Here is a 12,309-nt window from a genome sequence, read left to right as displayed (position 1 = left end):
TTGGAGGAGCTTCACGTGTGTGGTGCGCGCTGTGGCGGTCATGTCCTGGCCTCCAGCGGAGTGGTGCGGGCCAGGGCGATGGTTCCGGCGGCGGTCAGCGCCGCCGCCGCGATCGGCAGGACCCCCGTCGGCACCGGCTCACCGAGCAGCAGCGCGCCGAACGCGACGGCGGTGAGCGGGTCGGCGATCTGCAGCGAGGCGAAGGACACCCCGAAGTGGCCGACGGCGTAGGCGCGCTGCAGCATCATCAGCGCCAGCAGCGCCGGGACCGGCAGCGCCAGCAGGTACCACCAGTTCCAGCCGCCGTCGACGAGCACCCGCAGGAGCGTGGCGGTGGCGCCGTAGAGGACCCCCGAGGCCGTCGCCAGGAGCGCGGCCCGGCCCGCGTGGGAGGCGGCCTTCGACCCCGCCCACAGCAGCACCGCCGCCACCCCGGCGACGCCGAGCAGCGTGAGCACGCCGGTCGGGTCGAGCCTGGTCGGGCCGTCGGACTCCGGCACCAGCAGCACCAGCCCGATCAGCCCCGCGGCCACCACGCCCGCCGCGGCCAGCTCCCGCCGCTCCGGCCTGCGGCCGTGCAGCGTGGCGGCGATCGGCAGCGCGAACAGCAGGCTCGCCACGCCCATCGGCTGGACGACCGTCAGCGGGCCGAGGCCGAGCGCCACGATGTGCAACCCGCCTCCCACCAGGATCGACGCGCCGCCGATGAGCCAGCGCGGCCGCCGGAGCAGGGCGAGCAGGCCGGGCTTGGCCGTGCCGACCGCTTCGAACTGCTGCAACGCGGCTCCCAGCGCGAAGAACAGCGAACCGATCAGGGCGATCACCGCGGCCAGCACAGTCATGCCCACTCCTTTCAACCTGGATAGTCGCCAAAAAGGGTCAAACGGACGTGTCCGCCGGAAGGCGCTCGGGAGAAGCCTTGATGGCGCGCCGCTTCCTGACCCACCGGACGATCTCCACGACGGCCGTGACCGACAGCGCGATGCCCAGGCCGAGCAGCAGACCCTTGATCGGGTCGTTCTCGAACGCCATCCCGCCGAAGAACCCGATCAGCCCCGAATAGACGCCCCACGAGACCGCCGCGATCGAGTCGAAGAACGTGAACGACCGCAGCGGATAGCGCACCGCGCCCATCGTGAGCGTCGTCGCCGTCCGCCCGCCCGGGATGTACCGGGCCACGACCAGCACCAGCCCGCCACGCTCGGCCAGCGCGCCGCGCGCCCACACGAACGCCTTGCGCTCCCGCAGCCTGCCGCCGCCCTTGTGGCCCAGCAGGTAGGAGATGTGGTCGCCGCAGAACGCGCCGAGCGCCGCCACCACGATGACCAGCGCCAGGTTCGTCTGCCCGGTCGCCGCGAACACCCCGGCCGTGATGACCGAGGTCTCCGCGGGCACGACAGGGAAGAACCCGTCGAGCAGGGCCAGCGCGAACAGGGCGACGTACAGCCACGGTGACGACATCACCTGCTGGAGCCACTCCAGGATGGTGTGGGACATCAGTGTGTTCTCCGATCAGTCAGGAGCGCTCTCAAGCCTGGTGGCGTGAGGGACGACGGGACATCGGGGATGCCCCCGGTCGAACGCGGGCCCTTCCCCGAGCCGGGTCAGGGCCAGCGCACTCCGAAACTAGGAACCCCGCGGGTGCCGGCACATCGGCCGATCGGCATGCACCACCCCCGACTTTCGTCAGGGGCGGCCTGCGACCTGCTTCGATCAAACCGGTTCAGGAAGCCCGGCACAGGAGTGGAGGTATCCGCCTTTGTGGTGGTGCTAGCCCCACCCGAACCGGGGGTCGGCGCACCACCCCTGACTTTCGTCAGGGTCCCGCACCGACCATCGGCGGCACCGGCCGGTCGTGCGCCGCCGGTAGCTTCGGACCCGTGAAACGACTGCGCCGCGCGAACCGTCAACAGGTGATCCGGGACGTGCTCCTCTGGTGCCTGCTGTCAATCGCGGTCTCCATCATGGGCCCCGACCCGCTCGACGGCCTGCCCGCCTTCGCCCTGGTCACCGTGCCCCGCATCGCGCTGATGGGCGTGGTCGTCCTCGTCGGCCGGCCGTGGCCGCTCGCCGCCGTCGCGCTGCTGCTGCCGTTCGGGCCGTGGGACTTCCGCGAAGGCTTCGCCACCAGCGACCTCACCTGGCTCTCGCCGCCGTCCAGCGGGGTCAAGATCCTCCCGCTCCTGCCGGTCTCGCCGTTCGTCATGTGGTACGCGTACCTGACCGGACGGCGGCTGCCCCGCGTCTGGCCCGCCCTCGCCCTGGCCGCCGTCGCCACCGGCATCGGCGTCGTCCTCGTCCTGACCAGAGGCGGCACCCTCGCCCTCTGGGTCACCATGACCTCCGGCCTCGCTGGCACCTACGCCGTGCCGTACCTGCTGGGGCTCCTGCGCCGCCGCCTCCTCCAGCAACGCGCCCAGGCCCGCCACTCCACCGCCGAACAGGCCCGCCTGCGCGAACGCGCCAGGATCGCCCGCGACATGCACGACTCCCTCGGCCACGACCTCGCCCTCATCGCCGTGCGCGCCGCCGGGCTCGAGATGTCGCCCAACCTCGACCCCGCCCAGGTCAAGGCAGCCGGCGAACTCCGCCTCGCCGCCGCCGACGCCACCGAACGGCTCCACCAGATCATCGGCGTGCTCCGCGACGACGCCGACACCGCGCCGCTCGTCCCCGTCCACGAGGACGTCACCGCCCTGGTCGAACGCGCCCGCGCCTCCGGCATGCGCATCACCCTCGACCTCACCGGCCCCGTCCCCGAGCTGGCCCACGCCGTCGTCCAGGAAGGTCTCACCAACGCGGCCAAACACGCCCCGGGCGCCGCCGTCACCGTCGAGATCGGCCCCCACCGCGTCACCGTCCGCAACGGCCCCGCCACCGGCCCCCGCCCCGCCGTCCCGATCGGCGGCGGCCTCGGCCTCGCCGGGCTCCGCGAACGCGTCCGCCTCGCCGACGGTACCCTCACCGCCGGCCCCACCGCCCAAGGCTGGACCCTGACCGCCACCCTCCCCTGACCTTCCTCCGTACGCGACCCCCCACCGCCGAGCGGCACCCCGCCGGCCACCGCCCTGCGGGCCCCTACGGCGGGGGCCGCGTCCGCCGCTGAGGACAGCAGCACCGCGAGCTCAGGTGCTGACCCTGACCCCACCGTCGGGGCCTGCGGGGGCGGGTCCCCCGGAGGGGGGAGGGGGGTCCCCTGGGGGCGGGAGGCGCGAGGGGCGGGGCCGGGGGAGGGTCGGGGCATGACGACTCCGAGGGCCGGAATCGGCCGGATCACCGCGGCGCTCGTGGCGATCGCCGCCATGCTGCCCTACCTCACCATCAAGATCCTCTGGCTGACCGGCAGTTCGCTGGGCGTCACGGACCCGAACCTCATGGGCACCTCCACCATGCTCGGCATGAACGCGCTGACGTTCGGCATGGACGCCGTGGCCCTGGTGCTGGCGCTGGCGTTCACGATGCGGTGGGGGATGCGGTTGCCCGCCTGGCTGGTGCTGCTGCCGCTGTGGGTGGGCACGGGCCTGCTGTCGGTGGTGATGCTGACCGCGCCGCTGGGCCTGGGGCTGGAGGGCGTGGGGGTGTTCGCGAACGGCGGCCCGATCGAGCCGTGGGTCTACCTGACCGTCTACGCCGGTTTCTTCGGCCAGGGCGCGGGCCTGCTGACGGCGTTCGTGCTGTACGCGCGCGACCGCTGGCCCGCCCTCTTCTCCACCCCGATCGGGTACGGTCCCGCGCCGGCGACGAAGCCGTTCCAGCTCGTCGTCGGGTGGGGCGCGCTGCTGGTGGTCGCGCTGCTCGGCGGGACGCGGATCGTCTGGGCGCTGGGCGGCGGGCTGTCGGCGGTGGCGGCCGCGCAGGGCGTGCTGAAGGGCGGGCTGGCGATCGCGGCCGGGGCGGCGCTGCTGGTCGTCGTGCGGGGGAGCGGGCGCAGGCCGTTCTGGCAGCCGCTGGCGGCGGGCTGGCTGGGCTCGGGGGCGATGTTCGGCTGGGGCCTGTACGCGCTGATCGTGATGATCGTGGGCGGCCCGCTCGGCGTCGAGATCGAGGCGGCGGCGGGGCTGGTGGAGCTGTTCACCACGCTGACGGGGCTGGTGATCGGGATGTGCGGAGCGTTCGTGCTGGTGGAGAGGCTAGCCGTGGGCGACGTGCAGCCGCCGCAGCACCCGCTTGAACGCGAAGACCGAGACGGCGATCGCCAGACCGCTCATCACGGCCACCGCTGAGGTGCGCAGCAGCATGAACCCGCCGAGCGATCCCGCCAGCGACTCGTACACGGCCAGCGCGATGCTCACCGTCGAGTTGGCCAGCAGCACGAACGCCCACAGCAGCGTGATCCTGGCGAAGAAGCGGCGGACCCGCTCGTGCCTGAGCACCGCGTTCGGCAGGTGGATGTAGTCGAGGGTGAGCTTCTGCACGAGGGGCCGGTTGAGCCGTACGGAGGCGAGGAAGGCCATGCTGATGCAGATCGTGCCGAGCTCGGGCTGGATGAAGTACCACATCCAGGTGCCGGTCCACAGGCCGACGATCGTCCGCAACGTGATCGCGGCGGCGGCCAGCAGCATCGTCGCCGGCACCGGGATCCGCCTGATCAGCCGCCACGCCACGCCCCCGTACACCCAGGCGCACGTCAGGATGAGCGCCCACTGCAGCCCCAGCACGACCATCGCCAGGTAGAACACCGCCATCGGCGCCACCACGGCTTCGAGCAGCCGGGGCGCCGCCTGGCGGGCGAGGGCGGTGAGACGGGGCAGGGTCACGGGTGGATGATTCAACGCTGACTCCGCTGATAGGCCGATGGCCGGGGCACTACCCGGGCTTGCGGGCTGGCAGGCTTGCCGGATGGGCCGCTCGATGTCACCTGGCGGTCACCCTGACGCCTGAGACGATCGCACCGGCGGGTTGCCGGTCACTTACCGGTGGCTTACCGTACCTGAGGTCCCGGGCCGCGACGGCCTGTTTTGCCGCGTTCCACCGGACGGCCGGCCGTTACCGCATGTCGGGGCCGCCATACTTCTTGGGAAAGAGTCTCAGCCGAGTGACGTCGTGGCCAGCTTGGCCCCGAACCCGACGAACAGCGCCCCCACGCCCGACGTCAGCCCGGCGCTCAGCCGCCTGCGCGAGCGGAACTGCGCCGCCAGGAAGCTCCCGCCGAAGATCAGCGCCGTCAGGTAGAGCAGGCTGAACACCTGGATGATCGCCCCCAGGATGAGGAACGACAGCGCCGGGGTCGCATAACCGGGGTCCACGAACTGCACGAAGAACGAGATGAAGAACAGGATGGCCTTCGGGTTGAGCAGGCTGATGGCGAGCGCCTTGCGGAACGGCCGAGGGTCGCGCACCGGCCGCACCTCCGCCGCGGCCCCGGCGGGCGACGGGTCACGCCAGGCCCGCCACGCCCCGCGCAGCATCTGGAACCCGATCCAGACCAGGTAGCCGGCGCCGGCGTACTTCACGACGGAGAACAGCAGCGGCGACGACTTCAGCAGCGAGGCCGCCCCGACGGCGGCCAGCGCCATGAGCACCGTGTCGCCCACGAACACCCCGGCCGCGGCCCGATAGCCCTCGCGCACCCCCCGCTGCGCGGCCAGCGTCAGCACGAACAGCGAGTTGGGCCCCGGCAGCAGGATGATGACCGCCGAGCTGACCTTCAACGACCGCACGAGCAGCTTCAGCACCGGCCGCGCCTCGACCCCGGCCCGGAGCTGCTGCGCGAACTCGGCGAGGCCGGCACCACGTCCTTGCCGCCTCGGACCGGTCCGTGATCGCCGGGACGTTGTCGGGTGGTGCCAGGTGAAGTGCCTCGCTCAGGGGGTTCCGGGGAATCGGTGGGCGGCGAGGGGGTGGACGCGGTGGGGGACGACGGTGGAGAGGGTGATGACGGTGGTGCTGCGGCGGACGCCCGGGATGGCGAGCATGCTGTCGATGACCTGCTGGACGTGTTCGTTGTCGCGGCCGGCGATGCGGCACCAGACGTCGCCGGGGCCGGTGACGATGTGGGCTTCCAGGAGTTCGGGCATGGCGTGGAGCGCTTCGGAGATGTGCGCGCGGGCGGCCTGCTCGACCTCCAGGGTGGTGAACGCCTGGACGGGGTAGCCGAGGGCGGCGGGGGAGAGGGCGGGGCCGAAGCCGGTGACGACGCCGTCGGCGGTGAGGCGGTCGAGGCGCGCCTGGACGGTGCCGCGGGCGACGCCGAGCAGGCGGGCGATCTCCAGGAGCCCGGCGCGGGGCCGCTCGGCGAGGAGGCGCAGCAGCCGAAGGTCCAGTTCGTCCAGTCCGTGACGCCGTGCTGGCATATTTGCCACCTTAAGCCGAAATTTCGTGTCGAAACGTGCAGCATAGACGGCCCCCTGTTGTCGCAGAAGCGAGGCGTACGGAGACTGCGGGGTCATGGAGCACTCTTTCATCCCTTATGCCCCACCCCGCTACACCCCCGAAGAGATGATCAGGCGCGGCGAGGAGTTCTACGCGTTCGCCGACTCCCGGCGCAGCGTCCGCATGTTCAGCGACGAGCCGGTCCCGTACGAGGCCGTGGAGCTGGCCGTGCGGGCGGCCGGGACGGCGCCGTCGGGCGCGCACCAGCAGCCGTGGACGTTCGTGGTGATCGGCGACCGGGAGACCAGGAAGCGCATCCGCGAGGCCGCCGAGGTGGAGGAGCGCCAGAACTACGAGGGCGGCCGGCTGCCCCCGGAGTGGCGTGAGGCGCTGGCCCCGCTGGAGACGAACTCCGACAAGGGCTACCTGGAGGTGGCGCCCTGGCTGGTGGTGTGCTTCGCGCAGAAGTACGGGGTCCGCCCCGACGGCTCCCGGGTCAAGCACTACTACGTCAACGAGAGCGTGGGCATCGCCTGCGGCCTGTTCATCGCGGCGCTGCACTCCATGGGCCTGTCGACGCTGACGCACACGCCGAACCCGATGGCGTTCCTGACGGAGATCTGCGAGCGCCCGGCCAGCGAGCGGCCCTACATCCTGTTCCCGGTGGGCTACGCGGCCCCCGGCGTGCGGGTGCCCGACCTGGCGCGCAAGCCACTGGAGGAGACACTGGTGCCGTTCCCGCCGGATTTGGGCCTTTCCTAGCCGGGCCGTCGTCTTCACTCTCAGTTCAGGCGCGTGTCAACACCGAGCCCACGCGCCTGGGAGGACGAAGGTGAAACGCCGATTAGTCATCCTGCTCGCCGTCCTGGGTCTGATCTGCCTGACCGGCGCGACCGGGGCGGGAGCGACCGCGGAGCCGCCGGCGAACAAGCAGTACCGGGTGCAGGGCCCGGCGGACGCGCGGGAGCGCAGCGCGGTCGCCGCGACCGGGGCCGCGATCGACGAGGTGACGAAGGACTCGGTCCTGGTCACCGCCACGGAAGCCGAGGTGTCCGCGATCCGGAAGCTCGGCTACCGGGTGACGGAGGCGCCCGGCCCGTTACCCCCGGCCCGGGCGCGGGTGGCTGACTTCCCGCCCGCGGACTCCGGGTACCACACGTACGCGGAGATGATCGCGTTCATCCAGGACCTGGCGGCCGACCATCCCGGGCTGGTCAGCACGTTCACGTACGGGACCTCGTACCAGGGCCGGCAGCTCGTGGGCGTCAAGATCAGCGACAACGTGGCGACGGACGAGGCCGAGCCGGAGGTGCTGTTCACCGCGCACCAGCACGCGCGCGAGCACCTCACCGTCGAGATGGCCCTGTACATGATGGACCTGCTGACCGACGGGTACGGCACGGACTCGCGGATCACGAACCTGGTGAACACGCGGGAGATCTGGATCATGCCGGACCTCAACCCGGACGGCGGCGAGTACGACATCGCCACCGGCAGCTACCGGTCCTGGCGCAAGAACAGGCAGCCGAACAGCGGCTCCTCGGCCGTCGGCACCGACCTGAACCGCAACTGGGCCTACCAGTGGGGCTGCTGCGGCGGCTCGTCCGGCTCGACGTCGAGCGAGACGTACCGGGGCCCGTCGGCCGAGTCGGCGCCCGAGGTGAGCGCGGCGGCGAACTGGGTGCGCGGCCGGGTCGTGGGCGGCGTGCAGCAGATCAAGGCGCACCTCGACTGGCACACCTACAGCGAGCTGGTGCTGTGGCCGTACGGCTACACCTACAACGACACGGCGCCCGGCCTGACGCAGGACGACCGGGACGCGCACGCGACGCTGGGGCGGAGCATGGCCGCCAGCAACGGCTACACGCCCGAGCAGTCCAGTGACCTCTACATCACCGACGGCACGATCAACGACTGGATGTGGGGCGTCTACAAGATCTTCAGCTACACGTTCGAGATGTACCCGAGGGGCGCCAGCCCCGGCTTCTACCCGCCGGACGAGCAGATCGTGCCGCAGACGACGCGCAACCGGGAGGCGGTGCTGCTGTTCCTGGAGAGCGCCGACTGCGTCTACCGGGTGATCGGCAAGGAGGCCCAGTACTGCGGCACCGGCACCCCGCCGGTGACCGTCTACTCCGACACGTTCGAGACGGCCACGGGCTGGACGGCGAATCCGGGCGGCACGGACACGGCGACGGCCGGGCAGTGGGAGCGCGGTGACCCGGAGCAGACGGACTCCTCGGGCGTCAAGCAGCTCGGCACCACGGTCAGCGGCTCGAACGACCTGGTGACGGGCCGGTTGGGCGGCTCGGCCGGGACGTACGACATCGACGGCGGCGTGACGTCGATCCAGTCGCCGCCGATCACGCTGCCGGCCTCGGGCACGCTCGGCCTGTCCCTTTCCTGGTATCTCGCGCACGGCTCGAACGCGTCGAGCGCGGACTACTTCCGGGTCAGGGTGGTGGGCGCCACCACGGCCACGGTGGTGAACCAGGCGGGCGCGGCCACCGACCGTGACGCCGCCTGGAGCGTGGCGACCGCGAACCTGAACGCCTTCGCCGGGCAGACGGTCCGCATCGTCGTCGAAGCGGCCGACGCCGGCACTGCCTCCCTGGTGGAGGCGGCTGTCGACGACGTCCGCATCACCCAGCAGCCGTAATACCGGAAAGGCCAATTAAGGCATTATCGGCGTCCTTAACCTGGGGAACTGCTTTGGGTCTTGTAAGGCATCGGTGTCAAAGCTACGATCACGGCAACTCTTAGGAAACTTTCCTAAAAGAAATCATGACCCGCGTGACACCCCCCAGGAGCCCGCGCCTCGCCGCTGCGGGCTGTGCCGTACGGCTCGCGTTCTCACCCCCCGGCGCGAGCCGTACGGCACATCATCCAGAAGGACGACATGTGAAACCTCGCGTCATCCTCGTAGCCCTCGCGACTCTCGCCGTCAGCCTCATCGCGCTCCCCGCCCAGGCCGCCTCGGCCACCGCCACCTTCGCCAAGGTCTCCGACTGGGGCTCCGGCTTCGAAGGCAAGGTGACCATCACCAACGGCACCACCACCGCCATGAACGGCTGGAACGTCCAGTTCGACGTGCCGGCCGGCTTCACGATCCCGTCCGCCTGGAACGCCAACATGTCCAGGAATGGCCAGCACTACACGTTCACGAACCCGAGCTGGGCAGGCAACCTGGCCGCCGGGGCGAGCGCCAGCTTCGGCTTCAACGGCACGCCCGGCAACTTCCCCGGCATCACCAACTGCACGCTCAACGGCGCGCCGTGCGGCGGCGGCGACAACCAGCCCGGCGCGCCCGGCAAGCCCGGCGCCGTCCAGGCCACCAGCACCGACAACAGCATCGCGCTGACGTGGGGCGCCTCAAGCGGAACCGTCACCGGCTACCGCGTGTACGAGGGCGCCGCTGTCAAGGCCACAGTCAGCTCCACCAGCGCCACGATCAGCGGCCTGGGCACCTGCGAGCCGCACACCTACACGGTCAAGGCGTACAACGACCAGGGTGAGTCGGCGGCCAGCGACCCCGTCACCGCCACCACGACCGGCTGCGACACCGGCAACCCCGGCCCGCTGCCCAAGCACTTCCTCACCGGCTACTGGCACAACTTCGTCAACGCCGCCACCGAGCTGAAGCTCTCCCAGGTGCCGGACGACTACGACCTGATCGCGATCGCGTTCGGCGAGGCCACCTCCACGGCCGGCGAGGTCGTCTTCTCGCTCGACCCGGCCCTGGCCGGCGCCGTCGGCGGCTACACCGACGCCCAGTTCAGGGCCGACGTGCGGGCGCTGCAGCAGCGCGGCAAGAAGGTCATCCTGTCCGTCGGCGGCGAGGCCGGCCGGGTGCAGGTCGCCAGCGCGGCCGCCGCCACCAGGTTCGCCGACTCGGTGTACGGGCTCATGCAGAGCTACGGGTTCGACGGCGTCGACATCGACCTGGAGAACGGCCTCAACGCCACCTACATGGGCCAGGCCCTGCGCTCGCTGCGCGCCAAGGCCGGCGCGGACCTCATCATCACGATGGCCCCCCAGACCATCGACATGCAGTCGACCGGGATGGAGTACTTCAAGCTCGCGCTGAACATCAAGGACATCCTCACCGTCGTCCACACGCAGTTCTACAACTCCGGCTCCATGCTCGGCTGCGACCAGTCGCAGGCGTACTCGCAGGGCTCGGTCAACTTCATGACCGCGCTCGCCTGCATCCAGCTGGAGAACGGCCTGCGCCCCGACCAGGTGGCCCTGGGGCTGCCCGCCGGGCCGGGCGCGGCGGGCGGCGGCATCGTGTCGCCCACGCTCGTCAACCAGGCGCTCGACTGCCTGGCCAAGCTGACCAACTGCGGGACCTTCCGGCCGCCGCGCGCCTACCCGGGCATCCGGGGCGCGATGACCTGGTCCATCAACTGGGACGCCAGCCACAACTGGAACTTCTCCAGGACCGTCAAGCCGCACCTCCGGGGAATGCCATGAGAATCCGTCGCCTGTCCCTCGCCCTGCTCACCTCAGCGGCGCTGACCGCGTCCGGGGTGGCCGCGATCAGCCCGGCCGCCTACGGCGCCACCGGCAGCGCCACGAGCGCCGCCACCGCCGCCTACCCGGCCTGGGCCGCGTGGACGGCCTACACCGCCGGCACCCGCGTCACCCACAACGGCGCCGACTACGAGGCGATCCAGAGCCACACCTCCCTGCCCGGCTGGGAGCCGCCGAACGTGCCCGCGCTGTGGAAGACGGCCACCGGAGGCGGCAACGACACCCAGGCGCCGTCGGTGCCGGCCAACCTGCGCTCGACCGGCACCACCACGACCAGCGTCTCGCTGGCCTGGAACGCCTCCACGGACAACGTGGCCGTCAGCGGCTACGACGTCTACCGGGGCAGCACGCTGGTGTCGACCGCGACGGGCACGTCTTTCACCGACACCGGCCGCACCCCGAACACCTCCTACACCTACACGGTCCGGGCCCGCGACGCCGCCGGGAACGTGTCGGCCGCCAGCAACGCGGTCACCGTCACCACGCCCGACGGCCCCGGCCAGCCGGACCCGACCAGGATGCCCGGCGCGCCCTACCTCTACATGGGCTGGGGCAGCCCGCCCAACCCGGGCACCGTCATGGACGCCACCGGCGTCAAGTCGTTCACCATGGCCTTCATCCTGGCCAGCGGCGGCTGCAACCCGGCGTGGGACGGCAACCGGCCGCTGACCGGCGGCGCCGACGCCCAGGCGATCTCCACGATCAAGTCCAAGGGCGGCAGCGTCCAGGTGTCCTTCGGCGGCTGGTCGGGCAACAAGCTCGGCCCGAACTGCTCCACGCCGCAGGCGTTCGCCGGCGCGGTGCAGCAGGTCATCAACGCCGTCGGGCCCGCCGTGGTGGACTTCGACATCGAGAACACCGACGAGTTCGAGAACTACACCGTCCAGGACCGCATCCTGAACGGCCTCAAGATCGTCAAGCAGAACAACCCGAACGTCAAGATCGTGGTCACCTTCGGCACCACCAGGACCGGCCCCAACGCCCACGGCGTCCGGCTGATCAACCAGGCCAAGGCCCTGGGCGTGCCGATCGACAACTTCACGATCATGCCGTTCGACTTCGGCGGCTCCAACATGTACCAGGACACGGTCAACGCCTCCGAGGGCCTGAAGACCGCGCTCAAGAACGCCTACGGCTGGACCGACGCGCAGGCGTACGCGCACATGGGCATCTCCGGCATGAACGGCCTGTCCGACCAGCGGGAGCTGACCTCGCCGGCGATCTGGACGCAGATCCGCGACTGGGCCCTGTCCAAGGGCCTGACCAGGCTCGCCTACTGGGCCGTCAACCGCGACCGCCCCTGCCCGGGCGGCGGCGTCACCGCTCACTGCAGCGGCATCGCCCAGACGGAGTGGGAGTTCACGAAGACCACCGCCGGCTTCTGACCGGCAGGTGATCGACGGGGGAGGGCGCCACACCTGCCGGCGCCCTCCCTTTCTCATGCCAGACAAGGAAGGATCA

11 protein-coding genes are annotated in these 12,309 nt (G+C 71.1%); 6 read left to right on the top strand and 5 right to left on the bottom strand.

Going from position 1 to position 12,309, the window contains the following annotated elements:
• Window positions 1–38: 38 nt before the first annotated feature.
• Together ACWDXC_RS00120 and ACWDXC_RS00115 are read right to left on the bottom strand one after the other, a co-directional pair.
• A complete protein-coding gene (locus ACWDXC_RS00120; RefSeq protein ID WP_449976383.1) occupies window positions 39–842 on the bottom strand; it encodes a DMT family transporter in 804 nt (267 codons plus the stop codon).
• A gap of 37 nt (window positions 843–879) precedes the next feature.
• The gene (locus tag ACWDXC_RS00115; protein ID WP_449976381.1) at window positions 880–1,497 is read right to left on the bottom strand and encodes a DedA family protein; all 618 of its coding nucleotides are present in this window, start codon (window positions 1,495–1,497) and stop codon (window positions 880–882) included.
• A gap of 383 nt (window positions 1,498–1,880) precedes the next feature.
• On the opposite strand from ACWDXC_RS00115, the gene ACWDXC_RS00110 reads away from it, so the two are divergent.
• Together ACWDXC_RS00110 and ACWDXC_RS00105 are read left to right on the top strand one after the other, a co-directional pair.
• Entirely contained in the window at window positions 1,881–3,014 is a 1,134-nt protein-coding gene (locus ACWDXC_RS00110; RefSeq protein WP_449976379.1) for a sensor histidine kinase, read from the top strand.
• 228 nt (window positions 3,015–3,242) lie between these two features.
• Window positions 3,243–4,223: a hypothetical protein gene (locus tag ACWDXC_RS00105; RefSeq protein ID WP_449976376.1), complete on the top strand. Its 981-nt coding sequence runs from the start codon at window positions 3,243–3,245 to the stop codon at window positions 4,221–4,223.
• Here the strand turns inward: ACWDXC_RS00105 and ACWDXC_RS00100 are convergent.
• The 3 genes from ACWDXC_RS00100 to ACWDXC_RS00090 all read right to left on the bottom strand — a co-directional run bounded on the left by ACWDXC_RS00100 (window position 4,131) and on the right by ACWDXC_RS00090 (window position 6,293).
• Window positions 4,131–4,757, bottom strand: a complete 627-nt coding sequence (locus ACWDXC_RS00100; protein WP_449976373.1) for a VC0807 family protein — start codon at window positions 4,755–4,757, stop codon at window positions 4,131–4,133. The two genes, ACWDXC_RS00105 and ACWDXC_RS00100, sit on opposite strands and share 93 nt — an antisense overlap.
• Before the next feature lie 270 nt (window positions 4,758–5,027).
• Complete coding sequence (gene leuE / locus ACWDXC_RS00095) at window positions 5,028–5,675, bottom strand: leucine efflux protein LeuE (protein ID WP_449976371.1); 648 nt, start codon at window positions 5,673–5,675, stop codon at window positions 5,028–5,030.
• A 129-nt stretch (window positions 5,676–5,804) separates the two neighbouring features.
• Complete coding sequence (locus ACWDXC_RS00090) at window positions 5,805–6,293, bottom strand: Lrp/AsnC family transcriptional regulator (RefSeq protein ID WP_449976369.1); 489 nt, start codon at window positions 6,291–6,293, stop codon at window positions 5,805–5,807.
• Between the two features lie 94 nt (window positions 6,294–6,387).
• Here ACWDXC_RS00090 and ACWDXC_RS00085 point away from each other — a divergent pair, with 94 nt between their 5' ends.
• The 4 genes from ACWDXC_RS00085 (at window position 6,388) to ACWDXC_RS00070 (ending at window position 12,233) form a co-directional block, all read left to right on the top strand.
• On the top strand, window positions 6,388–7,074 hold the full coding sequence (locus ACWDXC_RS00085) for a nitroreductase family protein (protein ID WP_449976367.1): 687 nt from the start codon (window positions 6,388–6,390) through the stop codon (window positions 7,072–7,074).
• 70 nt (window positions 7,075–7,144) lie between these two features.
• Window positions 7,145–8,971: a M14 family zinc carboxypeptidase gene (locus ACWDXC_RS00080; protein ID WP_449976365.1), complete on the top strand. Its 1,827-nt coding sequence runs from the start codon at window positions 7,145–7,147 to the stop codon at window positions 8,969–8,971.
• A 242-nt stretch (window positions 8,972–9,213) separates the two neighbouring features.
• Window positions 9,214–10,788, top strand: a complete 1,575-nt coding sequence (locus ACWDXC_RS00075) for a chitinase (protein WP_449976363.1) — start codon at window positions 9,214–9,216, stop codon at window positions 10,786–10,788.
• On the top strand, window positions 10,785–12,233 hold the full coding sequence (locus ACWDXC_RS00070; RefSeq protein WP_449976361.1) for a carbohydrate-binding protein: 1,449 nt from the start codon (window positions 10,785–10,787) through the stop codon (window positions 12,231–12,233). The genes ACWDXC_RS00075 and ACWDXC_RS00070 overlap by 4 nt, the downstream gene beginning before the upstream one ends.
• The last annotated feature ends 76 nt before the right edge of the window (window positions 12,234–12,309 follow it).

The organism is Nonomuraea sp. NPDC003214 (assembly GCF_053590035.1).
This window is presented reverse-complemented; position numbering and strand designations above follow the sequence as displayed.